The 25,838-nt window shown below is 47.5% G+C and carries 26 protein-coding genes; 2 read left to right on the top strand and 24 right to left on the bottom strand.

Annotated features, from left to right (window positions below; translation table 11 throughout):
• Window position 1: 1 nt before the first annotated feature.
• The 3 genes from GC093_RS05395 to GC093_RS05385 are packed head-to-tail and all read right to left on the bottom strand — an operon-like array spanning window position 2 to window position 1,694.
• Entirely contained in the window at window positions 2–634 is a 633-nt protein-coding gene (locus tag GC093_RS05395) for a hypothetical protein (protein WP_171650840.1), read from the bottom strand.
• A 33-nt stretch (window positions 635–667) separates the two neighbouring features.
• Window positions 668–1,141, bottom strand: coding sequence for an anti-sigma factor (locus GC093_RS05390; protein ID WP_171650839.1), 474 nt, complete (start codon window positions 1,139–1,141; stop codon window positions 668–670).
• Window positions 1,092–1,694: an RNA polymerase sigma factor gene (locus GC093_RS05385; RefSeq protein WP_171650838.1), complete on the bottom strand. Its 603-nt coding sequence runs from the start codon at window positions 1,692–1,694 to the stop codon at window positions 1,092–1,094. Before GC093_RS05385 ends, GC093_RS05390 begins: the two co-directional genes overlap by 50 nt.
• A gap of 250 nt (window positions 1,695–1,944) precedes the next feature.
• On the opposite strand from GC093_RS05385, the gene GC093_RS05380 reads away from it, so the two are divergent.
• Window positions 1,945–3,690 carry a hypothetical protein gene (locus tag GC093_RS05380; protein ID WP_171650837.1) on the top strand — a complete coding sequence of 582 codons (1,746 nt, stop codon included), beginning with the start codon at window positions 1,945–1,947 and terminating at the stop codon, window positions 3,688–3,690.
• Here the strand turns inward: GC093_RS05380 and GC093_RS05375 are convergent.
• The 5 genes from GC093_RS05375 to GC093_RS05355 all read right to left on the bottom strand — a co-directional run bounded on the left by GC093_RS05375 (window position 3,656) and on the right by GC093_RS05355 (window position 8,543).
• Window positions 3,656–4,126: a GNAT family N-acetyltransferase gene (locus GC093_RS05375; protein WP_171650836.1), complete on the bottom strand. Its 471-nt coding sequence runs from the start codon at window positions 4,124–4,126 to the stop codon at window positions 3,656–3,658. The genes GC093_RS05380 and GC093_RS05375 overlap by 35 nt on opposite strands.
• Before the next feature lie 201 nt (window positions 4,127–4,327).
• Entirely contained in the window at window positions 4,328–5,773 is a 1,446-nt protein-coding gene (gatB, locus tag GC093_RS05370) for an Asp-tRNA(Asn)/Glu-tRNA(Gln) amidotransferase subunit GatB (protein ID WP_171650835.1), read from the bottom strand.
• A 26-nt stretch (window positions 5,774–5,799) separates the two neighbouring features.
• Window positions 5,800–7,260, bottom strand: coding sequence for an Asp-tRNA(Asn)/Glu-tRNA(Gln) amidotransferase subunit GatA (gene gatA / locus GC093_RS05365; protein WP_171650834.1), 1,461 nt, complete (start codon window positions 7,258–7,260; stop codon window positions 5,800–5,802).
• Between the two features lie 59 nt (window positions 7,261–7,319).
• The gene (gene gatC / locus GC093_RS05360) at window positions 7,320–7,607 is read right to left on the bottom strand and encodes an Asp-tRNA(Asn)/Glu-tRNA(Gln) amidotransferase subunit GatC (RefSeq protein WP_171650833.1); all 288 of its coding nucleotides are present in this window, start codon (window positions 7,605–7,607) and stop codon (window positions 7,320–7,322) included.
• 555 nt (window positions 7,608–8,162) lie between these two features.
• Window positions 8,163–8,543, bottom strand: coding sequence for an ATPase (locus GC093_RS05355; RefSeq protein WP_171650832.1), 381 nt, complete (start codon window positions 8,541–8,543; stop codon window positions 8,163–8,165).
• 104 nt (window positions 8,544–8,647) lie between these two features.
• Between GC093_RS05355 and GC093_RS05350 the strand changes: the two genes are divergently transcribed.
• Window positions 8,648–9,763 (top strand): HupE/UreJ family protein, encoded by a 1,116-nt coding sequence (locus tag GC093_RS05350; protein ID WP_216624513.1) that lies wholly within the window; start codon window positions 8,648–8,650, stop codon window positions 9,761–9,763.
• Window positions 9,764–9,884: 121 nt separating this feature from the next.
• Here GC093_RS05350 and GC093_RS05345 read toward each other — a convergent pair whose 3' ends face one another.
• From GC093_RS05345 to GC093_RS35445, 16 genes are all read right to left on the bottom strand, one after another.
• Window positions 9,885–11,525 carry a stalk domain-containing protein gene (locus GC093_RS05345; RefSeq protein WP_171650830.1) on the bottom strand — a complete coding sequence of 547 codons (1,641 nt, stop codon included), beginning with the start codon at window positions 11,523–11,525 and terminating at the stop codon, window positions 9,885–9,887.
• Window positions 11,526–11,779: 254 nt separating this feature from the next.
• Complete coding sequence (locus GC093_RS05340; protein ID WP_171650829.1) at window positions 11,780–12,037, bottom strand: YqkE family protein; 258 nt, start codon at window positions 12,035–12,037, stop codon at window positions 11,780–11,782.
• Between the two features lie 101 nt (window positions 12,038–12,138).
• Entirely contained in the window at window positions 12,139–13,335 is a 1,197-nt protein-coding gene (locus GC093_RS05335) for a M24 family metallopeptidase (RefSeq protein WP_171650854.1), read from the bottom strand.
• A gap of 29 nt (window positions 13,336–13,364) precedes the next feature.
• Window positions 13,365–14,135, bottom strand: a complete 771-nt coding sequence (locus tag GC093_RS05330) for an alpha/beta hydrolase (RefSeq protein WP_171650828.1) — start codon at window positions 14,133–14,135, stop codon at window positions 13,365–13,367.
• A 76-nt stretch (window positions 14,136–14,211) separates the two neighbouring features.
• Window positions 14,212–14,889 (bottom strand): S-layer homology domain-containing protein, encoded by a 678-nt coding sequence (locus tag GC093_RS05325; protein WP_171650827.1) that lies wholly within the window; start codon window positions 14,887–14,889, stop codon window positions 14,212–14,214.
• 29 nt (window positions 14,890–14,918) lie between these two features.
• Complete coding sequence (locus tag GC093_RS05320; protein ID WP_216624512.1) at window positions 14,919–16,625, bottom strand: hypothetical protein; 1,707 nt, start codon at window positions 16,623–16,625, stop codon at window positions 14,919–14,921.
• A 222-nt stretch (window positions 16,626–16,847) separates the two neighbouring features.
• On the bottom strand, window positions 16,848–17,342 hold the full coding sequence (locus GC093_RS05315; RefSeq protein ID WP_171650825.1) for a hypothetical protein: 495 nt from the start codon (window positions 17,340–17,342) through the stop codon (window positions 16,848–16,850).
• A 7-nt stretch (window positions 17,343–17,349) separates the two neighbouring features.
• A complete protein-coding gene (locus GC093_RS05310) occupies window positions 17,350–17,748 on the bottom strand; it encodes a hypothetical protein (RefSeq protein WP_171650824.1) in 399 nt (132 codons plus the stop codon).
• The gene (locus tag GC093_RS05305; protein WP_171650823.1) at window positions 17,745–18,017 is read right to left on the bottom strand and encodes a hypothetical protein; all 273 of its coding nucleotides are present in this window, start codon (window positions 18,015–18,017) and stop codon (window positions 17,745–17,747) included. The genes GC093_RS05310 and GC093_RS05305 overlap by 4 nt, the downstream gene beginning before the upstream one ends.
• Window positions 18,018–18,040: 23 nt before the next feature.
• Entirely contained in the window at window positions 18,041–18,934 is an 894-nt protein-coding gene (locus tag GC093_RS05300; protein WP_171650822.1) for a hypothetical protein, read from the bottom strand.
• 107 nt (window positions 18,935–19,041) lie between these two features.
• Window positions 19,042–20,037: a hypothetical protein gene (locus tag GC093_RS05295; RefSeq protein WP_171650821.1), complete on the bottom strand. Its 996-nt coding sequence runs from the start codon at window positions 20,035–20,037 to the stop codon at window positions 19,042–19,044.
• Between the two features lie 97 nt (window positions 20,038–20,134).
• On the bottom strand, window positions 20,135–21,736 hold the full coding sequence (locus GC093_RS05290) for an ATPase, T2SS/T4P/T4SS family (protein WP_171650820.1): 1,602 nt from the start codon (window positions 21,734–21,736) through the stop codon (window positions 20,135–20,137).
• Between the two features lie 73 nt (window positions 21,737–21,809).
• On the bottom strand, window positions 21,810–23,087 hold the full coding sequence (locus GC093_RS05285) for a P-loop NTPase family protein (RefSeq protein ID WP_171650819.1): 1,278 nt from the start codon (window positions 23,085–23,087) through the stop codon (window positions 21,810–21,812).
• A gap of 24 nt (window positions 23,088–23,111) precedes the next feature.
• A complete protein-coding gene (locus GC093_RS05280) occupies window positions 23,112–23,279 on the bottom strand; it encodes a hypothetical protein (protein WP_171650818.1) in 168 nt (55 codons plus the stop codon).
• A gap of 27 nt (window positions 23,280–23,306) precedes the next feature.
• On the bottom strand, window positions 23,307–23,813 hold the full coding sequence (locus GC093_RS05275; RefSeq protein ID WP_171650817.1) for an SAF domain-containing protein: 507 nt from the start codon (window positions 23,811–23,813) through the stop codon (window positions 23,307–23,309).
• Window positions 23,814–23,831: 18 nt separating this feature from the next.
• Window positions 23,832–25,778 carry a serine/threonine protein kinase gene (locus GC093_RS35445; protein ID WP_216624511.1) on the bottom strand — a complete coding sequence of 649 codons (1,947 nt, stop codon included), beginning with the start codon at window positions 25,776–25,778 and terminating at the stop codon, window positions 23,832–23,834.
• Window positions 25,779–25,838: the final 60 nt, after the last annotated feature.

Genomic DNA, 25,838 nt, shown 5'->3' with positions numbered 1-25,838 from the left:
ATTATTTTTTGGTCGATTCTCTTAAAAACATAACAACGCCTATAACAATTAAAATAATCGCGCCAATCGAAGATCCAAGCAAATCGAAAATACGGTTGAGCCACGCAGGCTTACTGCTGACAAGAAACAAGACAATTCCACCTATTACGAGTAAATAGCCAAGACCGCTTCCTTTTGAAAGCTTCTTGAAGGAATTGTTGACCGAGGACTCTGCTTCATCCAAAGGATCCGTATATGACCCACTCCACTGTCCATTTACTTTGTCCGTTTGCTGAAGCGCATCGAATATGTTGTAAAAATAAATGACAGGGACAAACAGCGAGAATAAAACAATCAACGGAATACTCGTACTGGCATTGGTTGCAAAAAACACAATAGCAAAAATATTTAAGATCAGCAGCAGCATGATCGTCATCCCCCGCTGCATTAAACCTAAATAAAGCTGACCGGTACCTGGCACTAGGAAAGAAAGAATTCCCGAAACCACTTTACTTTTTCGAGGTCGAGTCCCAAACGGATCAAATGCACCTTGCTGCTTAGAGGAATTGGAATTCCAACGTTCCATTCTTTCCCGTATAAATGCGTCTTCTTGGTCTTCATCCATCTGAGGCGGTTTTTTGTTTTGCTCTTCCATGTAGGATAAACCTCCGATCTTGGGCGTAGTTTATTAAGATAATAATTGTATAGAAATTCGTGTAACGACAGATTCGATAGCAGCAACCCGATTTTGAACGTCTGCTCCCCAACTATCCGCATTAATTGAAATAATTTTCCCAATTATACCCGAATTGATAAATAGATAGGTTGCAGCTACCGCAATAAACCCATTCACAAGCTCGGAGCGATAGCGATTTACAGCGCCTGCCCCCCGTTTCTGAATAACCGATGATATCGCCTGCTTACCTATGTCCGCACCGGCGTCAGCATAAATAGACTTCATAATGCGATCTTCAAGTTTTGGCGGAGCGGCAAGCAGCGGCATTTGATCAAGCAGTAGCTCCATTTCGAGAAGGGAATGCAGGCGAGTACGGCAGCTAGTGCATCCATGAATGTGCTTTCCCATTTTATTAAATTCAAGCTCTGTGCACATTCTATTTAGATACCGCTGCAGCTGACGTTCGTTCAGATGTGTGTTGTTCATTGTTGCGTACCTCCTGCCATTTTTGTTTAAGCAAAGCCTTACCGCGGTATAGACGAGTCTCGATGGTTTTCAAAGGAAGCTGGGTCGCCTCTGCAATCTCTTGGTACGATAGCTGCTTGAAATGGTACAAATACAAAATAAGTCTATATTTATCAGGAAGCTCTGCAAGAAGCCTCTGCACCGTCTGTTGTTCTTCTTTTTGCAGTGCCATAGCTTCAGGCTCCTCTTGCCGCTTGCCCATCCATCCCTTTACTTTATCCAAAATAGCCTCGTACGGCTTGCGCCGCTGTGATCGCCGGTAGTCTGTAACCAGGTTAACGGTTAATCGGTACAACCATGTTGTGAATTTGGCATCTCCCCGAAATTGCCCTAATGACCTGTACAGTTTAATAAAAGTATCCTGAGTCAAATCTTCAGCGGTTTCGCGATGCTCAACCATGCGATAGACGAGCGTATAAATGTACTGGCTATGTCGCTCTATCAAGTAGCGGTAAGCTTCCTCATCGCCTTGACGGATCTGGTCAACCAGTTGTTCATCCGTCAATTGTTCCATCGTTTCACCGCCTTTATTTTTTCATTCTGTTCATTTAGACGATGCCGTTCGAAGAAACCCTTCAAAATAATTTAAGAAAAATATGAAGTTAGAAGTTTATTTTACCACGCTTGCGCGTATCCGTTAAAAGATGTTTTTGATAAAAAGAACGGTTGACTTCCTTTTCAGCTCCGTTACACTAATATAATGAACGCAAGGTTAAATCCTGCAATGTAGAGGTAAGAAGGACAAGATATCAGGAGGAACTGTAATGATTGGTCAAACACATACTGCAACTGAACGAAGAAATGCGATTCGCAAATTGGCCGCCAATAAGGCTATTGAACTTCCTTTACTACCAAGTGGATTCTGGTTTAAGAGCGATATTCGCGATAATTTCTACTACGCCACCCACCTCTTCGCTTCATGCGTTGAACGGAATTCGGAAGATAATAGGACCGAGGAACAGCACAATGCGGCTATGCAATTAGCTGTAGATATGATAGGGAATGTATTGAAGCTTCAGGTTCAAGATTCAGACCATCCAATGTATGGGCATTGGCCATTAGGGCTTGGAGACAATCCAGCGGCTGCAAAGGCACATCCTTTGCCGGTTGAGCTTATGGGCTGCCTCATTATTTTATTCTACAACAAATACCAACACACATTGCCAATTGAACTAAAAAGCGATATGAGCCTTGCCATACTTCATATCTATCAAAGTGATGTGTACCGTCACCCGATCCAGCACGTCCACCATCATGAGGCTAAACATACAGCTTTAAAGCTGCTCCTGGCACATCAATTTGACGATAAGGAGCTGTTGGAGCAGGGACTGGGGTTTCTTAAGCAGCAGCTGCAGCATGTAAGGGAATTTGGGTTTAAAGAATATGGTTGTTTGCCATGGCACTGGCATTGGATTCAAGCCTTTACCTGCGTATGGGAGTTAGTGGACAACCCTGATGTGCAGCAGGTCGTTAGTGAAATGCTGGACTTGTTGTGGCGTTTACGCGCGGATTATTATTTGAAGGGTACTTGGGTAGGAGCACAATCACGCCAATGGCCTCACGATGCTCCGCTAGACAACAACACCCTGCTGGATTACATTGCTTTCGGTGATTTCCCGGAACCGGTCGCTATTACCCGGCTGGAGGGTGCCTCATTTTATACCTATGAGGTTGCTGAGGATATTGTAAAAAAGGCTGTGGACCGTAGCTCGCCGCAAGAGGTTAAGCGTAACATCCGTTTTGCAGGCTTGGATGGTAAGGTGACTGAAGAGGCTCATACGTATGTGTATATCACACCTGACTACGCAGTTGGAGGTGTCTGGGAACGTCGGGATGAGTTTGATAATGAGCAGCAAAGATGGGATATCACGCTTCCCTTAACATCTCAAGCCTTTACAGACGGCAACCATGTCAATCAAGCTTTGTTCTTCCATCCGGGGGCGAAATATAAAAGCGGAGATGATCGTCACGCCAGTCCTTACGGCGAAGTGCTGTTTCATATGGATAGCCTAATTCAACTATGGGCGCTTCCTTCCAGCTTACCTAGCTTAGATGCAAATGAAGCTAATAAGGAGGAGCTTGTGGGCTGCTTACCCAAAGGCGAGTGGCGATTTGAAAAGCAGAGTGGGTATGGGCGTATTGGCGATGTATATATGGCATTTCATTTGATGAATGATTTTACCTACCTAGAAAAAACAGACCGAATTTCCATTTCAAGTACATTTGAAGACGGTTTGAACGGGGTTGTTATGGAGGTTGTAGCTTGTAAAGAGGTGGCTGCTCTTGGTATAGACAGTCTGAATAGTTGGGCTGAAAGCATGAATAACCAGAGAGCAGCTTATACGGTAATTCCTTCGGCGGCAGAGACGGGGGATAAGCTAAGCGTTGTTTACAAGACAAGAAGGAACGACGTGCTTTCCTTAACCTTTGGGACAAATGATTATGAAAGAACGATTAATGGACAGCCAATTACCTTTACAGATTATCAGACTGGGGAGCTACCTTCGTAAATATCGTGAGCGTTATCCCTTTTGCAATATCCATGGTTTGATCGGGCTGATAGCCGTATTTGCGGTACAAGTTAACTGCCGGCTCGTTCTTAGTTCCTGTCGATACTTTAATCAGCATTCCCGGAATGGCTAGAGCTTCAGCAAATTTGAGCAAGCTGCTTGCTACACCGCGGCGAAAGTACGATGAGTGGACCATCATCCGGCAAATGGTCAATTCCTTGGGCGATTGCTTAACGGATACGCTACCAGCCAATCGGTCATCCTCATAATAGCCGAAAAACAATTCCCCAGAATCGCGCAGCGTCTTGGGCGAATCCCATAATGGCGGAATTTCCTTGAAGCCTATTAGCTTAGCCTCAATGCGGTAGGACAGCTGCTGCAGCATAAGCAAGTCCAGCACTTGAGAGTTATCGTTTAAATCAATTTGGCGAATCATAGAGGTCCCCCTCATGCGCATTAGCTAGAAGCCGATTAGCCAAAGTATACAACAGCGTTCTATCACAATCTACTCCCTGTTTCAAATTTATCCCAAAATAGATTCTTCATGAAATATTTCGTTCATTTCTTTTGGGAGAACCGCATAACAAACAGCCTTCCACGTATTCGGTAGAAGGCTGTTTGTTATGCTGCTCTGCTGCTATTGATTCAAGCAGTCCATGATTAACTTGTTAACCAATCCAGGATTGGCTTTACCTTTAGTCTCTTTCATGACTTGGCCTACCAAGAAGCCTACAGCTTTGTCTTTACCAGCTTTGAAGTCAACGACAGACTGCGGGTTATTGGCAACAATCTGCTCAACTACAGCCTTAATCGCTCCCTCATCACTAATTTGTACAAGCCCTTGCTCTTCAACGATCGTTAGCGGTCCCTTACCGGTTTCGAGCATTGCTTTGAACACGGTTTTGGCAATTTTGCTGCTGATAGTACCTTTCTCAATTAAACCGATCATTTCGCCAAGGCCTTTTCCTGTAATCTGAACCTGCTCCAGCTCCTGGTTGTTAGCGTTCAAGAAACCCAGCAAATCGCCCATAATCCAGTTGGATACAGCTTTGGCATCCTTAGTATAGTTCAAGCTCTCCTCGAAGAAGTCAGCCAACTTGATCGAAGACGTAATGACTTCGGCATCATACCCTGGCAGACTGTATTCAGCTACATAACGTTTCTTACGCGCATCCGGAAGCTCAGGGATACTTGCTTTCACACGCACCTTCCACTCGTCGTCAATGTATAGACGCACCAGATCCGGGTCCGGGAAATAACGATAATCATGCGCCTCTTCCTTACTACGCATCATGATCGTCTTTCCTTGGGCTTCATCCCAACGCCGAGTTTCTTGCACGACCTTACCGCCGTTGTCCAGTACATCGGCTTGACGCCATTCCTCATATTCAAGTCCCTTTTGCACACCGCGGAAGGAGTTCATGTTCTTCAGCTCAGCACGGGTACCGAATTCCTTCTGTCCGTATGGGCGGATACTGACGTTGGCGTCGCAGCGCAGCGAGCCTTCCTCCATCTTCACATCGGATACATCACAATACTGCATGATCGCCTTGAGCTTCTCCAAGTATGCGCGTGCTTCCTCTGGGGAGCGCAAATCCGGTTCGGAAACGATCTCAATTAGAGGAGTACCTACACGGTTATAGTCAGCAAGAGTTGCATAGCCTCCATCAACATGAGTCAGCTTACCAGCATCCTCTTCAAGATGCACACGAGTAACACCGATACGTTTGGTTTCGCCGTTCACTTCAATTTCAATCCAGCCATGCTCACCAACCGGCTTGTCATACTGGGAAATTTGATAAGCTTTCGGTGAATCCGGATAAAAATAATTTTTCCGATCAAACTTGCTGTCCGTTGCAATCTTGCAGTTAAGCGCCATTGCCGCTTTCATCGCGTATTCAACCGCCTGCTTGTTAAGCACTGGGAGTACGCCCGGATGGCCGAGGCAAACCGGACATGTATGGGTATTAGGCGGTGCTCCGAACTGTGTGGAGCAGCCGCAAAAAATTTTGGATTGGGTGTGCAGTTCAACGTGAACCTCCAGCCCAATAACCGTTTCGTATTTTGTTTCTGTTACCGACATAGGGGATTTGCTCCTTTCCAGCTCTTCTAATCTAATGCAGGGCGCTGCTTATGGAAATCCGTGTTCTGCTCAAAAGCATGGGCAACACGTAAAATGGTTGATTCATCAAGAGCCTTGCCTATGATTTGTAAACCGACCGGCAAGCCTTCCACAAAACCGCATGGAATACTGATAGCCGGAACACCTGCAAGGTTCACAGGAATGGTCATAATATCGTTTAAATACATCGTTAATGGATTGTCCACTTGAGAGCCTACCTTGAAAGCAGTAGTAGGAGCCGTTGGCCCGATGATGACGTCATACTTTTCAAATACGTTATCAAAGTCCTGCTTGATCAAGGTACGCACCTTTTGTGCTTTCAAATAGTATGCATCGTAATAGCCCGAGCTTAACGCATAAGTTCCAAGCATAATACGGCGCTTCACTTCCGGACCAAAGCCTTCACTGCGTGACTTGTGATACAACTCCAAAAGGTTTCTCGGGTTCTCTGCGCGGACACCATAACGGACGCCGTCAAAGCGAGCCAAATTGGAGGAAGCCTCCGAGGATGCAAGCAAATAATAGGTGGCAACCGCATACTCAGAATGCGGCAGGGACACCTCTTCAACCACTGCTCCCAGACCTTCAAACACTTTGAGTGCAGACTGTACCGCCTCACGGACCTGAGGATCGATACCTTCGCCCATGTATTCCTTAGGCAAAGCGATCCGCAAGCCTTTGACATCGCCGCTTAACGCGCTTAGGTAGTCTGGAATGTCCACTTTAGCCGAGGTGGAATCTTTAGGATCGTAACCAGCTATAGCTTGCAGCAAATAAGCGCTATCCTCGACATTCTTGGTCAATGGACCGATTTGATCCAAGGAGGAAGCAAAAGCAACCAAGCCAAAGCGTGATACAAGGCCGTACGTCGGCTTCAAGCCCACGATGCCGCAATAGGCTGCAGGTTGACGAATGGAACCACCAGTGTCAGAGCCAAGCGAGAAATAGACTTCTCCCGCAGCAACAGCTGCAGCGGAGCCTCCGCTTGAGCCTCCCGGAACATGCTCCAAATTCCACGGATTGTACGTGGTATGAAAGCTGGAGTTCTCATTGGAGCCCCCCATCGCAAACTCGTCCATATTTAATTTGCCAATGGAAACGGCTTGCGCTTCTTTCAGTTTGGTTACGACAGTAGCATCGTATACGGGGTTAAAGTTGCGCAGAAACTGGCTCGCGCATGTTGTTGTAACGCCTTCGGTCACGATGTTGTCCTTGATCCCGATTGGCAAACCGAACAGCAGCCCATTCGAATCACTTAATCCAAGCTTCTCATCCAGCAATTTGGCTGCCGCGCGGGCATTTTCCTCATCAAGCGTCAGGAACGCTTTAACTTTGCCGTCGACCTGACCGATTCGTCCATAGGATTCACTCACCAAGTCGGAGACGGTAATTTCTTTGGCCTTCAGCCGGTTATGTATTTCTTGTAATTTCAGATCAAATAAAGACAAAACAGCGTCCTCCCTTCAAATATCGTACAGTGCTGTGCAGTACCGCTAAGTCCACGTATTTATTCCAGAACAGCCGGCACCTTGATTTGTCCATCCTCTTCGTCCGGTGCGTTCAACATTACTTGTTCAATTGACAAGGATGGTTTGGTTACATCCTCGCGCATTACGTTAACAAGAGGCACCGGGTGACTTGTCGGCTCCACATGGTCTGTGTCCAGCTCGTTCAGTTTCTCCGCATATTTTAAAATAGCATTCATCTGTTCGGTGAACTTATGCTTCTCCTGTTCACTTAGTTCAAGTCTGGCCAAATTGGCTACATGCTCTACGTCCTTAATTGTAATACTCATCGACTGCCCCCCGCCTTCATAACTATCTTTAGCATACTTCGACATCATAGCCGAAAATTCATCTTCTTATTATAGACCAGATAGAATTTGAACTCAATGATTTCAAGGGTGCAACCTGTTTCATCTATTTGGAGAGAGCACCGATAAACGAAATATTTACGAGGAAAAAATTGAAAAATAATTAGAACTACTATCAGTGCCTTGCCTTAAACTTTATTCTTTTAATAAACAAATTTTGGTATAATAGTACAAGCAATAACTAAATATCTGAGGTGAGCGGCTTTGTTAAATAACCATAACATTCTGTCAGATGAAGAACTTAAGATGCTTCTCTCCAATGAGGATACCACGGACAATATGGTCGATTCAAAAAAACCGCTTAACACTGCTTACCCACCTCGTTCAATGCGCCACAGAAAAAAGAAAGGATGGTTTAAAGGCTTATTTAACAAATAAAGGCATCGTACCGTTGTTTCTGGTCAACGCACAAAAAAACAGCGTTTCTGCGGGGTTCAATTACCCACCCGCCTAAAGCTGCTGCAGCATTCGCTTCAATTATATCCACGCTTTAAGATTGACCTGCTTAATAAAATCAGCCTGGGACTGCGTTTCCTTGACGGTTTCTACGCTCTCAGCTTCCGTTTCTTCCCCATTCATAATTCGGCGGAATAACTCCTCGTTACGAGTAGCCAACGCAAAATCTATCAACGACTCGCGCTCCAGTCTGTCTACTTCCTGCTGAACCAGCACTTCCTCTAGTTCAATATCCAATGTAGGTACAAAAAAATGCTTATTTATCTTAGGAACTCTAACAACATAATCAAATACATTATCCGAATTGCGGTCGTAAGCGATTATATAACCATAATCACCGACGGGCAAATTTTGCTCGAAGCTATCTGCTACGATATATACCTTTTGTCCCAAACGCAGCATATACCATTCCTCCTCAATACTAACGCACAGAGTTTGACTCCTGCACGAATTTGATTATTATGAACTTAGCAATGACAATAAGTAACAACATGCAGAGGTGGCTAATGAACAGAGCTATGAGAGTCTGCTCTCAAATAAAATGGGTTATAATTCTACTAATTCTAGCATCTTTTTTAGCCTTAAGCAATGATAGACAAGCCGCTTATGCTCATCCTTTAAATAACGGTTATTCACAGCTGACAGTGATGCCAAATAGCGTTGAATATGAGCTGTTTATCCCTGAGTTCAGCCTACAGAAGTATGATGAAAATCATGATGGTTCCCTTTCTTTAGAAGAAATCGACTTACATAAAGCAGATCTGGAAAATGATATTAGAACTAAAATTCGCCTCCTGCAGGATCTCGAGCCCATGGATTTCAGCTTCCGTTCCTTGAAGAAAACCGATAAGGAGTCCATTAACGGCATTACCTTTCTGCTTAATTATACAAGCAAAAAGTCTATTTCCGGATTTACTATTGAGTATGGAATGCTTTTTGACAATGAGGATCCGAATCATCTCAACTTTGCCCTCATTTTGGACGGCAAGGATGTGGACCAGACGATCTTTGACAGCATGCACCGCTCGTATCACTACGAAGCGCTACAGCCCTCTTCGCAGGCTGCGGTTCTGTGGAAATATTTCCTGCTTGGCGTAGAGCATATCTTACTCGGCTTTGATCATTTATTATTTTTATTATCGCTAATTTTGGTAGCCGCAGGGTATCGGGATATTGTGAAGATCATAACGGCATTTACCGTGGCGCACAGTATCACTCTTCTGCTCGCTTCCCTTGGATATGTAAGCCTAAATCCGGTCTGGATTGAATCTGCTATTGCCTTGTCGATCTGCTATGTGGCTGTGGAAAATATCATATCTGGCAAATACGCTATGCGTTGGGTGCTGACATTTGTTTTTGGGCTTGTCCATGGACTGGGCTTTGCCGGCGCATTGGAGGAAATCGGGCTGCCTAAATCCTATTTCGTCAGTTCGCTGCTGACATTTAATCTTGGAGTTGAGATCGGTCAGTTAGCAGTGGTATTTGCGGTGCTTCCCTTGTTGTTATGGCTGCAAAGAGGAAGGTGGCGCCGAACCATTGTTATAGTAGGCTCCGTGCTCATTTTTATCCGCGCCTTTTGGTGGCTGCTTGAAAGAGTAGGAATCATTCCTGAAGGAGGTTGATGGGGAAAGAAGGCAAGCATTGTGGACGAGGCAAATCATAGTTACAGTTGCACTTCAAATCCCCTAACACGAAGCAAGGCACCGGCTTTTCTGCCGATGCCCGCAAATTCGATTTATTAAATTATTTACCGCCTAATTCAAGCTTAACAATAGAAGCACCAATTCCCGGAGCATTCGGATTATTCGCCCCCCGCTGCACATCAAAGTTGCTGATGTATAGGGTATTTCCTACAAAGTGCAGGCTTGCCGGAAACTCAAGTATTCCTTTATTGTCATTCGCTGCTACCTCAGTTACCTTACCATTTATCGTTACTTTAACAATCGCGTTGCGCTCATTGGCACAAACATAAAGGTCTCCATCCGGACCAAACATAATACCATCCGCTCCATACAACAATGGGTCCTTGGCGACCCTCTCCACCTTACCGAACGAACCGTCAGCATTTACTTTAACCCGGTGGATCTCGCCTGAGCTAGTATTGGCAATGTACAGAAGTCCATCTTTACCAAAGTCTAGTCCATTCACTGTAATTAGCTGCTCCTTACGCTCTGCTGCAATGCCGCTGGCCCATACCTTGCTTTCACCATTAGGCTTCACGACATAAACATTGCCGGTTGCACCACCGCTGACGTACAGATTCCCTGATGCATCAAATACCAGACCATTAGCGCCATTAGTGCCGCTAACGAATGTTTCTACCAAGCTTGAATCAAAAGCTCCACCCTCTAATGCTTTTGCCGGCACACGCAATACGACACCATCTACACCTTGACCACCACCGCTTGCCATATATAAATTACCTTTACTATCGAAAACCATACCTGTGGCCGATCGAGGTAAAACCGTCAACACTTCCGCTTTTCCTGTTTCAGGAGCGATGCGAAATAATTGTTTGGAATCCATGTCTATGGTGTACAATCTGCCTTGCTTGTCCCCCGTCACCCCTTCGATCCGCATCCCTGTCCCTTTCTCAGGGTCTAGGTCCGTCAGAATAGACGCACCTACCGATCGGAACTTGATAGCTTGCTTCACTTCAGGCTGAATCGCCTTGTGATCATTTCCTACCAATTGGACATTCAGGGTGTGCTCTCCTGGCTTCAGGTTTTTAAATATAACAGGCTCGCCCTTAGTTATTTGTAACGCCGACTCTCCAAGAGGATCTGCATCCAGTGCTGCATGAATATGACCTTCACCTTTCTTGGGTTCTTTATTCTGCGTATAATCCTTTAAGCTTTGATTCAATGTAACGACAGAAGCTCGAAGCTCGCTGCCGGTCACATATTGCTGCTCCCCAACGCCAAAAACTTTAAAACCGGGCTGTGCGTAGGTAGCTAGGCTTACTGTTCTTATTTGGGAATCATAGCTTATCTGATTGCCGAAAGTTTCATATACAAGGCGGACTGGGACATAGGCGTTGCCATTAATGACCTGGAGTGGTGTTCCTGTGACCACAGCTAGCCCATTGACTTTCTGCTCAGCAGTATCAGCCGTAAGCTGAATAGTATTACCATCCTTGCTCAAGGTAAGTGTCTTGGTCATCGCATCCCATTTGGCTTCAGCTCCCACAGCTTTTGCAATTAGTTCATATGGGGCATACAAGCTGTTGTCTACCAAGTATGCATGATCCGAGAAATCTGCCGCTTTACCACTCAGCAATACTTTTAAGTCCGATTTAACTGCATCAGCCGCCATTGCGGATGAGGTTAACGAACCTAGATAAGCCAATGCCACCGCTAATGAAACCACTACTTTTTTCCGCATACCATGCCATCCCCCTCGTAAATGTTATTCATGAAATCAATTCGATAAAACGCTTACAAATACCTTCAAGTTTTTGGGAAATGAAATAATTATTTAACCGTGAAACTAAGATTGTAATATAAATGAAATGTTGTACACATCTTATCTTAATGAAAGACGGTTATACTAATTATGACCCCTTTTTTGATATATATATATTGAAGACCCACTCAGCCCGTTGCTGGTGGGTCTCTTTTTGTCTTTTTCTACGCAGACTATTTGTAATTTTTCCAGTCCATCCCACTTTTTTCAAGCAGATGCCCGAAATCATTATCCAGACGCTTCTGTTCCGCCTTGCGAAGTTCAGCAGCTTGATTACGTATTTCCTCCTTGCGTTTTTCCTCAGCTGCCTTCATCTCATCAGCCTGCATCTTTAGCTTGCTCAGGATTTCAGGATTTAACAGATCCTTCAAAGTGGTTGGTTTGTCCTCAGCTGCAGGTTTGGAACTCGGTTGCACTCTTTTCTTAGCCATTGCTTTTCACCTCTGATCCTTTTAGATGTTGTGCAAAACTCTCGCTATTAGTTGAATTATAACCTTTTTTTACTGACGCTATCACTCATAAAAGCAGCCTTTTATAGACGAATCAGACCTTCACGAGTCACAGTAAGCTTTTCAAAACCATTCTCTGTTATCACGTAGCTGTTTTCGATCCCTACAACGCCGCGACCTGGAAATGTGAACTTAGGCTCTATCGCGATAACCATACCCGGTTGAAGCGGGTAGCTAAAGCCTTTGGCAAGCACAGGCAGTTCATCAATTTCTAGACCTATGCCGTGCCCAAGAAATTTAACTTGATCATCGCCGTAACCCATGAAATGCTCGCTTAGTTCTGCTTCATGAGCCATTTGGAGCGAATGCATGTACAGCTGCTCGCAGACAACGCCTGGCTGCAGCCGTCCTTCTATGCTGCGGATGATCTGCTCCGACGTATCGTAAGCTCGGACAAGGTCATCTGGCAAATTGCCGATGACAGCCGTTCGCGTCTGATCGATAACGTAGCCTTCTATACAGCAGCCGATATCGATTAGAATCGGCTCATTGGGTTGGATCGGCCTACGGCCGGCGCTTTGCGGGCTTGCAGCGCTAAGCCCTTGGCCTCCAGCCGGACCATCGAAGTAAGTCGGTATCGCAGCGGCTTCGCCCGCTCCCACCATGCCGGTAATGACCTCCTGATTATATCCGCGCATGCGCATAATCCCAAGATGCCCTTGCCGCCTGATGAACAGCTCAATGCGGCTCATCAGTTCAAGCTCTGTAGTGCCCGGGCGAAGAGTCTGCACCGCATCCTCGAAGGCCAGATCGATTACGCGAGCAGCTTCTCGAATGCACGCAAGCTCTGCTGCGGACTTAATCATCCGCAGCTCGCGTATGATCATGGAGCCGTCCACCCATTCGGCTCCAGGCAGAACCGCCTCCAGCCGCTGAAGCTGCTGCACCGGCAGCACGTCAAACTCAGCGGCGAGCCGAAGCCTGCGCGATGATGAGGCCGCATCCTCGAATAGAGCGCGGTAAACCTCCGCCAGCCGATCACCGAAGCTGCGGAACGAGCCTAACGGCTCTACCCTCACCGCAGCCTCTCCTTGCGCCCTCACGACACTGCGACGCACAAAAAACAACGCTTCCCCCGCAGACGGAACAAATAAGTATCCTGTCTGCATGGAGCCTGTAAAATAATAAATATCAACATTTTGCGTAATCATACAGCCATCGATCCGCTTCTCCTGCAGCCGATCTTGCAGCCGCTGAATACGCTTAGCAAATTCGTTCATCATGCAAAGTCCCTCCTGATGCCTGTCTATTAACGAATCGGCAGCCAATTCAGTACAGATTGAATTTTCCGGTCCCAATAGCCCCATTCATGAGTGCCTGGCTCCTCCTCGTAGGTCAATTCCAAGTTCTTAGCGCGGCAATGTTCTCGAAACCGCACATTGTCCTCATACAGAAAGTCCTCTGTGCCGCAGCACTGGTACAGCTTAGGACGGGGTCCTTCCAACCGCACCAGCTCTTCGGCCAAATGGAACAAGTCATTCCGACTGCCTTTGATTTGGTCCAGGTCCCCAAACATATTGCCAAACTCAACTGCATCCCGCTTATAAACTAAGCTTACCACATCTACTGCACCGGATAGGCTAGCGCCTGCTGCAAACTGGTCCGGACAAGATAAAGCCAGCTTGATAGCTCCATATCCGCCCATAGACAGACCTGCAGCGAACGTATCCTCCCGCTCTTCCGACAATGGAAAGAAGGATCTGGCCAAAGCAGGCAGCTCTTCGCTTATAAAAGTCCAGTATTTGTATCCATGAGCCATGTCGGTATAAAAGCTCCTATTCACCGCAGGCATAACTACCGCCAATCCATATTCCGAAGCATACCGTTCAATCGAGGTTCTACGCATCCAGATCGTATGGTCGTCTGATAAACCATGCAACAAATATAAGGTAGGGTGCTTCTCCTTGACAGCCCGGGACTCCATGCCGATCTGCCCGGTCGTTGGTTGTGGCAGAATTACATGCATGGATGCTGAGACACCAAGGGACTCTGAGAAAAAGTGGCAATCGAAAAAAGCCATGCGCTAGCCTCCTCTTATTCAATTTATTTAAAATAAGAGTAACCCATCTAATACACGCTTTCAACATTACCTTAATTTAATAATGACTAGACTCCCTGAGTCCAAGCAAATTCTGCAGTCTCTGAAGCATAATAACGGCCTCAGCCCGTGTTGCTGTTGATTCCAGTGAATCTGAAGCCTGTCCTTCTTGATCGTTTTCAAGCAGCCCTGCGGCTTGAGCTTTTTTCTTAATCTCCTCCGGTTGCCCAGGAGCCGCTTCCGGCTCCAAAGCACTTACGCCTAGCTTCATCATTTCCGAACGCAGCAACCCTTGATCTATCCCTTCTGCAGGTAAATCGCCTTCCTGTATTATGCCTGCATCCTTAAGAGACTGCGGATAAGGATCATCATCTGCCACCTTTTCCATATTTGATGCAATAACAAGTGGAATCTGCAGGCTGGACGCAAGCATAGCAGTAAATTCCCGACGGCTCACTGCCCGATCCGGCTTAAAAGTCCCATCCTCGTACCCCGATGCAATACCGCTAAATACCGCTTCTACAATGGACTCCTCAGCCCAGTGCCCCTCTACATCGCTAAAATGTATTTCATCGTGCTTAGCAGCAGCCCATACTGGACTTCCTGCGGGCAACAAAACAACCGGTAGAGAAAGCATAGTTGTTAAAAAGATAATTCTACGCATTAAAACAATGGAAGAAGCAGCAAACAGCAGCTTCAGCCGATTTCTCTGCATTCGAATTTTGGATTTACTCATATTCATCGTCCGTCCCTTTGATTATATTTTTACTCAGCTTCGTATAGCTTCATTGTTCGACTGCTCTCACGTTTTCCACTTGAGGTGAGACTGACATAAATTGCGCCTCCCTTAGGCTCAAGCTTCAATCGGTTTATCGTTACTGACGACTCCCCATATCCAACCGTACCCTCAGCTATGCCTGTGTCATCCATCTGAATAGGCAAGGTTGCTGCCGCATCGGCGTACAATCGCACCCTATCTCCCTCTTTAAGCCCCAAGACGCTTACTTCATCACCAGCAGAACCCAGCATGTTGTTAATGACGCGGATTTGGTTGGGGGAGACAGGAATCGTGACGGGTTCAGCGGGGTAAATCTTAGATATCCGAACGCTTTCTTCCTCGTATGAATGGGTTACTGTAATATACAATACGCCATAACCTGTAAGAGGAAGAGTTGTTTGTAAAACGACTGAAGATTCGCCAGCCGTTACTGTCGCACTGCTTATGGGGACCCTAGATGCCTCTTCTGAATACAGCTTTACTACATCTCCTGACTGAAGTCCATTTATCGTGACTACATCGTTAGGACCAACAGCATTTTGAATTTTTATATCCGATCTATCCAGTGCTTTGCTGGCATCTTCCGCGGCAAATGTTTTGACTACACGTGGGCTCTCTCCTTTTGAAGTCGAAGTCACTGTAAGATAAACAGTACCCCCTTGCCTGCCTAACTGGGGTATTGCTACAACAGCTCTCACCGAATTCGATACAGCTGCTGATGTGCCCAGAACAGTAGTTGTAGTCGCGTCTGGATACACTTTAACTATGTCGCCAGCTGACAAGCCGTATACTTCTACCCTATCATCTGTATTTTCTTTCTCATTAGTAACAACTATCATGCCTGGTGCAGGAGCAGCTGTGATAGGTTCTTGATGATACCGCTTGGATACACGTGGACTTTCCTGTAGGGGGGCTCGAGTCACCGAAATATAAACAGCACCCTCTCCTGCTCCTAGTTGTGGCAAAAAAACATTCACTCTGTCTGCTCCTGAAGCCACAGTTGCTTGAGCTATTGGAGTAGCAGCCCTATCAGATGCATATACCTTTACCACATCTCCGGCGTTTATTCGAATAACCTCAACACGATCTCCCGCACCACCATACTCATTGATAACACGGATATCTCCCAAAGCCGGTTTAGCTGTCAGCAGTTCTCCTGAATAACCTTTCTCTACGACCCTGCTCTCTCCTTGAGAGGGCATCGTAACGGTAACAAAAATAACTCCCTCATTAGCCCCAAGCTGCCCTACCAAAACAGTAGTTTCATCCGTAGTTCCTGCTGCTGAAGTGACACTTCCGAGCAGTTGGGTTCTCTGCGCATCGCGATAAACTTTAACGATATCACCAACATGCAGTCCCCTCACTATGACCTGATCCGATGTTCCGCTCGCATTGATTACGCGGATCGAAGATGCTGACGGTGCAACCGATAATGGCTCGGCAGCATATAATTTAACGATACGTCTACTCTCCGAATAAGGAGGCTGCGTTACTGTGACATAAATATGTCCGGCTGTTACTCCCAGCTGGCCAACAGTCACACTTGCTCCTGTTGAACCATTGCTCACAGCTGCACTGCCAAGTGGAGAAGACGCGCCTGCATCGGCATACACTTTAACTATGTCCCCGACAGATAGGCCGGTAACAGTGACGACATCCTGTGTCCCCGTCAATCGGTTTTCTACCCGTATCATTCCGGGTGAGGGTGGGGCCGAAGCAGCTGCCAAAGCCGCCGTTTCAGGGAATGCCAACCAGACGAGGCAAAAAACACTCAATATTCTCAAGCCATAATAGCTACTGCAATAGTTATAGAATTTGGAGAACGAGCTTAATCCCAACTGAGCACCTCCTTTTAAGTTTCCATACCTGTATCTTAAGCGCGAGTGATCAAAAGCGAACCTTTTGATCACCCTCCATTAATCGAATCGGTATTCATAGATAACTGTCTTGTACACGTCACCTTCGTAAGAAAGTGCATGATGGCGCGGGAGCTTTACTTTCACCTTATAAATGACGGCCGGCCCTTTTAACACCTTTAGGATCTGCTCGCTTTCATGGACATAACTAAACGGAAAGCTTACACCAGGAGTGCTGTCATCAATGTAATCCTCAAATACGACGACAGGAGCACCGCTCAGCAAGCTTCCTGCTAACGGGGTTCCGTCCGACCCAAGCTGCAAATTATTTTGTAACGCCATCTCAAAAGCCCGCCTGGCAGACACCTTTGTAAAGACGATCTCCCCTTCCGCAAGCAGCTCTTTATTAATTTGCAGCGAAGCGTCATGCCCTCCACGATTTAATGCAAACTTGAGTCGATTGTGCGTAGTGACGGTTATATACCGGTCAGCTTCAAATCCTGTCGTATACAAAAATAGAAGCACAACAAACATCAACAGCAGTGTACGATTCACAATTCATTCACCGCACCATCGCCTCGCTCATCTGCTTGGCATAACGAATAATTTCAGGTGGTTCCCTGTCAGCACTGCCAAACATAGTACGCAGCAGCCATCTTGGAGTGCTTTTGACAGACAAGGTTCCTTCAATATATTCGCCCCTTGGCGTTAGCACTGTAGTTCCAGTGAAGTGGATATCCGTGCCGTCCAATAAAAAAGTATGCTCCAGCGTACTGCGCATTTCATCAATAATTTCTGGTGTGAAATGACCGTTGTCGGCATTGGCCGCTTTCTGGATTGCACTGTCCAGTACCATTTCCACCGCACTCGCTCTTGTCGAATAAATATCATGCAGGACCGGTTGAAAGAGCAGCAGCAGTAAAATGTAAACGGTCAGCATCTCCACCAAAGCGGTTTTCATACAACTAAACTGTGAGCAGGCTGTCTGGAAGAATTAATTTCTTCAGCCCCCTGGCTTGGAGAATATATAGATAACGATAGCGCGACTTGAGGATCAAATGTCTCCAAAGGCTCATAATAAAAACTTGAAGGAACATTTGTATTATTAAAAAGATCATCCATTTGCGTCTTCTTTTCCTTAATAGAGCTCCACATCGCAATAAAAACAAACAGACCAATAGCAGCCAAAGTAGCTGCAATTAACAGAAATTTTTCCAATGCCGGTTTCATGATTCATTCGCTCCTTCTATTTATCATCCAAAATGATTCGTGCTTTTAGCCAAATCCGTAACATATTGCTGAGCAATATTAAGTGCATTCCACAAATAGATTAGCAGCGGACTGAAGGCAACGGCGTAAGCAATATTCCCGAAAAATTTGCGCCTGCGGCGGCGATTCTCCCTCAGCATCTGTGTATAGCTCTCCTCCCTTGCCTCTACCAATGCGGAAATCTCCTCAGGAGGAGTAAGCTCCAAATCGGCCAGCAGCTTGCACAGCTCCTTGGCTTCCCTCGTACCTATATCCTCTGCTATCACATGCAAAGCAACCTGCGCCCCCTCATCAAACAAACGCAATCCTTTGTTCAGCGATGGCTTAATTCGTAGCGTATAATCACGCAGCTTGGTCAGCAAAGTATGCAAGTTAAGTCTGCGCCTTCCAATCCCTTTGAGCTCGTCGGCAATCATACTGTAGATCATGAAGAGCTCGCGGTTTTTTTCGCCGTCATCGACCTCCTTCCATTTGCTCAAAAAATAAGTGAGTAAGGAAGCCTTCGTATTGGTGAGCAAAAGTAATACAATCGGCCCCCATACTTGCATTAGAATCGTTGGCACAGATTGTGTCTCCCAGCGGACTGACATATCATACAAGCTGTTTAGCAGCCATAGTAGGGCCATACCATAACGAATCGCCTGGATTTTCAATGCGTTGAGCTTTAAGGGATATCCTATATGCTCCAATCGGCGCTCCAGCTCGGAGTGATGCAGCCAGTTTTTAAGGCGCATATATTGGAGACGCGACATATATTTGATTGATACCGGTGTTCGAAGCCTGCGATGTACCAAATAAGCAGCCCCTACATACAGCAAACAGATGATTACGTTTAATCCCACGTTGGAGATCATGTACAGATTCAGCCGCAATTCCATAAGAGTTGGTTCACCTCCACTTTCTGTAGGAAAGTAAAGCCTCCTTCGTTAGCGTTACGATATGTTCATTGATAAAGCCTTCCTAGTCATCATCGATTCAATAAAATTCAATAATCATTAGGCGGCCGACGGAACCATACTGCAAGCAGCAGCGACCCCACTATAAAACAAACGGTCACTGTCAGCCAAAACCTCCCTTGCTCCGTTCCCAGTTGATAATAAACCGTACTGTTATAACCCATAAACACAACCATCATTAGCAAAAGCAGCGGAAACAAAAGAACATGGAGCCAGCTTAGCTGTATCACTTCAGAGCTGGAATCGCCTTCGTCGCACAGCATATCGATCTGCTTATGAATGTTTTTATCAATCGCCATAAGGGTGCTTTCTACATTCTCACTGCGCAGCAGCCCCTTCAGCACTGTTAAGCCCAGTTGTTTGGCAAAGGATGTCTGAATGCTGTAAATAAATTCTTCAACCGCCTTCTCCATTTCACTCGATTCCACATAATTTAATTCCTCCCTTAGTAAATTCATAAAATGACGACGGATGGGTCCTGACTCGATTTCGAGACATGAAAGCTGAAGAGCTGTGCGCATATTACCTCGCGTAACCTTATATTTACTTGTTAAAATACCGACAACCTCAGCGAGATCATAACCGCTTTGAATCTGCATGCTGCGAAGCTTTAAGCGATAGTACACCACAGGCAGGGCAATTGTTATCACCATTGTAAATAGGCTAAACCTGATATCATAAGCTGTGAAATAGCTGATGAGCCCTGCAGATAATGCACAGGAAATGGTGCGTAATAAAAAACCTTGAACAGACGAATCGTTAAACCGTTCTTTTTGCGTGACTTTTAAGAGCAGCTCCAGCTCTCGAATTAGCCTTCTGTAAAACACGATAAGCCCAACCAGCTTCACTTGACGATGACGTTGTTCATGCAGCAGCTTCATTCTTGAGCTATGTCTGCGCTCCGTGCGAAGCAGCGCGCTCATGTAACGGAGCAGAGGATACAGCAGCAGGTAGAGCCCCCACGTAAAAAGAAGGGCTGCTGCTCCAAGTAAAGTGATATAGATTACGGAATACGCTGGTGGCAATAAGCCTGCCTCCCTTACTGTTCGTTGTAGCATCAGAACAATCGATGTATAACAGTTAACCGATCACAGGCTTCTGAAAGGTAGCCAAGGTAGTGGCTCATTCTTCCACAACGGATACCCTCTGCCCCATGAAGGAGGCGGCAGCCATCCGTTGCAATGAACTGTCTATTCGGGAAAGTGGATTGGCCGCTGAAGGGTTATAGATAACGATGCCCTCCTCTGCCGGGATCGGCGAAGCTATGGACAATCGGTGAAGCAGTTCGACCGTTAGGTCGGCCCACTCGGGATGGACTTCGCGCATCTCCTTAATCAGCCGTTCACTAATATCATCACAATAGCTCCACGTGTCATTAGATTCATCCCAACGCATCCATTCATGTGTACTGATTTCACCATTGTAACGATCGTATCGAAGCTCCATGATGCTCTTGATTCTTTTGCGTGTACGGCTTGCGTCCTGAGTCTGAACAATTAATAGGTCAATATTTTCAGCTACACGCTTTTCCTCCTCCACAAACCTCACGCCTGGATTTAAGCTGCACAGCAGCCTTGCAAACTGTGAGGGCACCGTCTCCGGCTTCCAGGTATGATAGGTGCTGCCAAAGCCCTTGAGCAATCTTTCGCAGGCGAGCATCGCTCCCTCCGCCTCCACACGCCGAACCTCACCGATGATTGCATAATCGACGTCAAAGCGGAGCACTTGATCCATCGCATGATGAAAAGTACCTTCATGTGTTATGCGTTCGATCAGCTTTTTTTCCGGAAAATCACGTCCCGCTGCTAGCTCATAATGCTTTTCAATGATTGCACCTGTGTAATGATCGGCCCTTTCTGCCAGCAGCGCCTTCAGTGTTGTAGACTTGCCAGTGCCTGGCGGTCCTACGACTATGAAATTGCAATGCGTCTTGGAAATTCCCTTCAGCAGCATAGCCGCTTCCGGAGGAATCGTTCTGCGGTGTTCATCCGCTAAATCATCGACGGTCACACGTCCGATCAGAAAACGACGAAAGGTGATGATATCGTGTCGAACATCCGGCTTGACCGTGAGTGTGACACGTTCACCCGTATACAAATCGATCTCCAGCGTCGTATTGTACAAATTAACGATAGCATCCTCTTTTTGGCGTGTTAGGGCTCGGACAATCTTCTCCACCTCTTGGGTAGAAGCAAATTGAAACGGCATCCTCTCATGCCGACCATTATGATGAATCCAAATTGCAGTTCCAATCACTTGTGCCGCATAGCTGTCCGGGTACTTTTGCCAGCAAGCCAGAGCCTTGAATCCGTAAATCTCATGAAACATCGCATGTGTGATTTCGGAGTAGCATTGCTGTTCCGCGCGAGCGAACGCTCTAAGGCCACGGTAATAGTCAGGCAGTTCCATTGGATGCAAGCCATGCTGATCGACATAAGACTGAATCTGTTCCATAATCGTGGTTACCGTTTCGGGAACTCCGATAATAGCTTTATTTTCCAACTCAACAAAGGCTTCCGCTTCATCAACCGATCTACGGTCTGATTGCATTCTAGCCGCATCTCCCCGCTTAACCGCACTGCTAAAACGGACTCCGGCCATTTCTTTAAACGCCAGACAAGCCAGCTCAAAGGCCGCTTTCCTGGACGCGGCAGCGCCAATCTCCGGCGGTTGCTGAACTGCAGAGGGCGCAGATGCAAATTCGGATGTAGGATCACTTGCCATATCCGGGCGTTACTGACCAATTTGAAAACGTGTTGAGGATACCCTTTTGGGTAAAGGCTCGCCGTCCATCTAATTATGCCTCCCTTGCCGACTTCATCCAGCTAAACCATGATGCTTTTCGGTCTCTGACCTGCATACCCTGCAACTTTTGCGAATAGCCACAGTTCACTTCCTTTTCACTAGCTGCTAGCGGTAGACCGTAATAATGCATAATCGCCCGGGCTACCTTCTGCAGCTCCTTATCATAATCCGGCCAGTGCAGGTTTAGCAGACTGCTCTCCAGCTCACTCCGATGAAACGATGCTACATAAGGAAGACTCCCTATATAAGGCATATCCATCTGACGTGAAAGCTGCTTTTCATTCTCGAAATTAGGGGAGTGATGCATTTTGTTAAAAAGCAGCATCTTCTGCCTCTCATTCCACCGAAACACAGGCTGCAAAATATGCTCATGCATTCGGCACCATTGCGCCTTCGCTTGCTGGCCTTGATGCATCTGGACCAACAGCAGATCGGAGACATGGATGCTTTGCGCTGCCAGAGCATGATCCACATAGCTGCCTGCGTCAATCAGGACAACATCGAAGCATTCCCGTGCCTTCTCGATGAGCCAGGACACTCCGTCAGTCTGGTAGTAGTAAAGCTTCTTTAAATCCCTATTGCCTGCAAGGTAATGAACTTTCGGTGCTAACTGCTGCATCTTGCCGCGAAGCTCTTCAGCTTGAAGCTGCTTTCCCTGCAAGCTCCCCCACAGCTCATCTAAATATTTGGCCGTGTAGCGTAAGCCGCTATCTCCAGGATTCCAGCCATTCATCCCCAATATGCCGATACGTACTTCGCTCATGCGCGAGAGCATAACGCCCAAGCCAATCAGGCTTGACGTTAATCCTATCTGAGGTAGCGCTCCGATGACCGTTATCACTTTGCTAACTGTTCTTTCCTTACCCGAGCATATCTCGGCAGTTTCATCTGCCACCTGCTCAGGTGTCCGATACGGAAGCACATACTTCATGCCGTGTGCAGCACAAAGGGTTTGCACAGCTTTTAGCGCGGGTGGATCATCGCCATTGCTCAGCATGTAGATGAACTTATTGTCAGGGTACCGTCTGCGCAAGGCTACGGCCTCGTGGATATCCAACCGGGTATCACTTACTAGCCATACATCTCCATGTACGATAATAGTTTCACTGCTTAGCTCTCCCACACCCCATCCTTGTTGGTAATCTGCATTTGCATCCATCAGCAGGACGGTCACCATTTCTTTAGTAACAGAGGTCACAGCCTCATATTCCCTAGACAAACGCAGTGCTTCAAGGAGCCTTCGATCTGCTGACACAACATATATTTTCAAATATTACTTGCCTCCTTTATGCTATCAACGATAAACAACCAGAAATCGATATCCCTTGGTACCGTATTTACGAATCAGCTCCTTTTGTTCGTCATTCACTATCAGCTCTATAGTACTTACAGCTCCAGTAGGCTTTTTACGGTCATCCGAAGCAGCAATTTCCTGATTATTCGTTCCTTTGGCAAAGCTCACAACAATTTCCTGCAGCTTCCTCTCCTCCTAGAACGGCACATCTAATTGCAGAAGCTTCTCTCTGGAGAGCGACTGCTCTGCCGTTTGATCTCCCGCACGCTTGGCGTCCTCCTTCTGTACAGGCAAGAGGGAAATTCGATCGCCCCGCAGCAGACTCCCGGGAGGCTTACCAAACACCCACTCCGTAGGAAGCGGCATATTCCACTCATTCGGTGCAGGGAGCAAATGACCCGTATTGAGCATCGCATCGGTTATTTGCTCATTAGGCCGAATCGCACGTGCCGTCTCTTGTTTAAGTGCGGAAGGCAGCCTAACGACTGCACCTTCGACAAGCTGATCTTTTTTTACTTTCACCATCTTCAAATCTGCTTCCGATAAACGAACCCCGCGCTCGACTGAACGTGCCGCCTTTATAACATCAACAGTTCCCCAATTCGGCTCTATCACCCATTTCCAACCAATTAATAAAGCAGGACCTGATAAGCACAACCCAATAACTAAAATGTAATAAAGGAATCTATACCCAATGCTCATTGCGCCCTTCCTCCTGCTCTATCCATTGTTCAGAAATTTATTTAGCATCCGTTTAGTGATGGGCCTAGCCTGCCCTCCGATCTGCGGCAGCCAGCTCCGCAGCCACGGGTGCAGAGCCCTGTTTAGCGGCTGTTTGACGCCGGGCCGCTCCTGCACCAAGACACCCAGCCAGCTTGCTTCGGCAAGCTTGGCCTGATTAATGGCAGGCATCAAGCACACTGGCTGCTCCGGCAGAACGCGCAGCCAGTGTGCGGTATGGCTCGATGCAACGGCTTTGTTGGCGATGCCGTAAACAGGCTTACCCGATTGCCGCAGCTCACCCAGCAGCCGCAGATTACGCCGTGCAGATGCCAACTCCAGCTTATGCAGCAGCGGATCGGCTACATAAACCAAGTCAGTAGCTATCCCTAACAGTTCTCTCGCAGCAGGCTCATGCCAGTCGGAGCCAATATCGATCAGAATGATAGGGCGTTCCAAGTCCTCAAACATGGCCATCCAGTAATCACGGGCTCCGCGAAGACCGCTTCCTGAACTGGCATTGTCATGGTTATGCAAGCCAGGACCTACGCTAGGAGCATAAAGACCATCACCCATGATGGGCCCTCCATAGGTTTGCAAATAGTAAGCAGGCGAGGCCGGGGCGTCCGCAACCCTTCCTGCTCTATGGGCAAGCGATGCACCTACTCCCGTGAGGTCAGTGCCACGACCTCCAGGCTCGGTGTTCGGAGGATCGGCTGAGTCGGCGCGCTGCTGTGCGTACGGAAGCGCTTTGGCTGGCAGCCAAAGCGTGCAGCCGTGCTCCCACGCCGAGGCTGCCGACAGCGGCTCTTCGCGGCCCGCTTCGTTGTAGCAGCGATAACCCGCGGGCGCGTGCCTCTCGCCGTACAGCAGCGCGTACAGCTCCGGCTGCCGCCCCGGCGGCTCGAGCAGCGCGTGCGGCACGCCGAGCTCGTGCAGCGCGCGGGCTATCGCCAGCGCCGCGAACGTCGCGCCCGCGCCGGCGTACAGCGCGCCTACCGCGACTATGCGTGGCGGCTGCGCCATGCCCGCTGCGCCAGCGGCAGCCGCTGCTTCCGCCCGCGCGTATCCGCGGGCTGTTGCTCCGCTTCCCGGCGCCTGGCGCTCCGCGCCTGCGGCTGTGCCGTCGTGCGCACGCTGCTCGGCCAGCGCGCGCTGAAGCTCGCTGCGTACCTCCGCCGCGCTCTGGCATCGCTCGCCGGGTTCCGCTCGCAGCAGCTTCTCTACGAGCGCTGTGAGGCTCGCGGAGAGTCCAGCATCATGCTCGCGGAGCCGCTTATAAGCGGCGCAGTAATATTGACCGCCGCTCAGCAAAAAGTACAACAGCGCACCAAGCCCGTATAAATCGGTGCGCGAATCCGTCTGCCGCCCCTCGAACTGCTCTGGGGCGGCAAAGCCTATTGTACCGATGCTCACCGTATCGCCGGCCTGCCCCGCTTTGAAGCTGCGAGCTATGCCGAAGTCAATGAGTCTTACCCGTTCCTCCACATCGATCATCAAGTTAGCCGGCTTCAAGTCGCGATAAATAATCGGATCCGGCCTACGTGTATGCAGATAGTGAAACAAATCGCACAGTTGCAAAGCATATCCGATAACTTGACCTTCCGTCATCCGTCTCGCCTGCCGCTCAAACCGTTGAAGCAACGTCTCCCCTTCAATGTAATCCATTACCAGATAGCTAAAACCCTGGCTATCAGCTGGGTAAAAGTCGACAATTTTCGGTAAATTCGGATGATTCAGCCGAATCAGCATATCCGCCTCAGCCAAACAAGTATGAGCCTCCTCTTTCGTCGGCCTTGTTTCCTTCACCGCCCAACGCTTTCCAGCGAGGCGTAAGTCCTCAGCCAAATAAACCGTACTCATCCCACCACTTCCCAATATGGACACAATCCTGTAGCGATCCCCCAATACATCGCCGGTACCCTTACCAAGCAGCTGATTAGTCATGTTCATCCCCCCATTCTATTTAGTTGAACCTTTGGTGAATATGCAAAAAAAACCGCCCCT

The organism is Paenibacillus foliorum (assembly GCF_013141765.1).
Taxonomy (GTDB): domain Bacteria; phylum Bacillota; class Bacilli; order Paenibacillales; family NBRC-103111; genus Paenibacillus_S; species Paenibacillus_S foliorum.
The sequence above is the reverse complement of the archived record's forward strand: the minus strand, read 5'-3'. Positions and strand labels throughout refer to the sequence as shown.

Excerpts from the sequence above, each read along its gene's own strand:
- GC093_RS05340 (WP_171650829.1), bottom strand. The coding sequence starts at position 12,037 with ATGGCTAAGAAAAGAGTGCAACCGAGTTCCAAACCTGCAGCTGAGGAC.
- GC093_RS05350 (WP_216624513.1), top strand. The coding sequence starts at position 8,648 with ATGAACAGAGCTATGAGAGTCTGCTCTCAAATAAAATGGGTTATAATT.
- GC093_RS05330 (WP_171650828.1), bottom strand. The coding sequence starts at position 14,135 with ATGGCTTTTTTCGATTGCCACTTTTTCTCAGAGTCCCTTGGTGTCTCA.
- GC093_RS05300 (WP_171650822.1), bottom strand. The coding sequence starts at position 18,934 with ATGGAATTGCGGCTGAATCTGTACATGATCTCCAACGTGGGATTAAAC.
- GC093_RS05380 (WP_171650837.1), top strand. The coding sequence starts at position 1,945 with ATGATTGGTCAAACACATACTGCAACTGAACGAAGAAATGCGATTCGC.
- GC093_RS05275 (WP_171650817.1), bottom strand. The coding sequence starts at position 23,813 with ATGAGCATTGGGTATAGATTCCTTTATTACATTTTAGTTATTGGGTTG.
- GC093_RS35445 (WP_216624511.1), bottom strand. The coding sequence starts at position 25,778 with ATGACTAATCAGCTGCTTGGTAAGGGTACCGGCGATGTATTGGGGGAT.
- GC093_RS05355 (WP_171650832.1), bottom strand. The coding sequence starts at position 8,543 with ATGCTGCGTTTGGGACAAAAGGTATATATCGTAGCAGATAGCTTCGAG.
- gatC (WP_171650833.1), bottom strand. The coding sequence starts at position 7,607 with ATGAGTATTACAATTAAGGACGTAGAGCATGTAGCCAATTTGGCCAGA.
- GC093_RS05390 (WP_171650839.1), bottom strand. The coding sequence starts at position 1,141 with ATGAACAACACACATCTGAACGAACGTCAGCTGCAGCGGTATCTAAAT.
- gatB (WP_171650835.1), bottom strand. The coding sequence starts at position 5,773 with ATGTCGGTAACAGAAACAAAATACGAAACGGTTATTGGGCTGGAGGTT.
- GC093_RS05290 (WP_171650820.1), bottom strand. The coding sequence starts at position 21,736 with ATGGCAAGTGATCCTACATCCGAATTTGCATCTGCGCCCTCTGCAGTT.
- GC093_RS05385 (WP_171650838.1), bottom strand. The coding sequence starts at position 1,694 with ATGGAACAATTGACGGATGAACAACTGGTTGACCAGATCCGTCAAGGC.
- GC093_RS05335 (WP_171650854.1), bottom strand. The coding sequence starts at position 13,335 with ATGAACGAATTTGCTAAGCGTATTCAGCGGCTGCAAGATCGGCTGCAG.
- GC093_RS05320 (WP_216624512.1), bottom strand. The coding sequence starts at position 16,625 with ATGATACGGGTAGAAAACCGATTGACGGGGACACAGGATGTCGTCACT.
- GC093_RS05345 (WP_171650830.1), bottom strand. The coding sequence starts at position 11,525 with ATGCGGAAAAAAGTAGTGGTTTCATTAGCGGTGGCATTGGCTTATCTA.
- GC093_RS05375 (WP_171650836.1), bottom strand. The coding sequence starts at position 4,126 with ATGATTCGCCAAATTGATTTAAACGATAACTCTCAAGTGCTGGACTTG.
- GC093_RS05310 (WP_171650824.1), bottom strand. The coding sequence starts at position 17,748 with ATGAAAACCGCTTTGGTGGAGATGCTGACCGTTTACATTTTACTGCTG.
- GC093_RS05395 (WP_171650840.1), bottom strand. The coding sequence starts at position 634 with ATGGAAGAGCAAAACAAAAAACCGCCTCAGATGGATGAAGACCAAGAA.
- GC093_RS05305 (WP_171650823.1), bottom strand. The coding sequence starts at position 18,017 with ATGAAACCGGCATTGGAAAAATTTCTGTTAATTGCAGCTACTTTGGCT.
- GC093_RS05325 (WP_171650827.1), bottom strand. The coding sequence starts at position 14,889 with ATGAGTAAATCCAAAATTCGAATGCAGAGAAATCGGCTGAAGCTGCTG.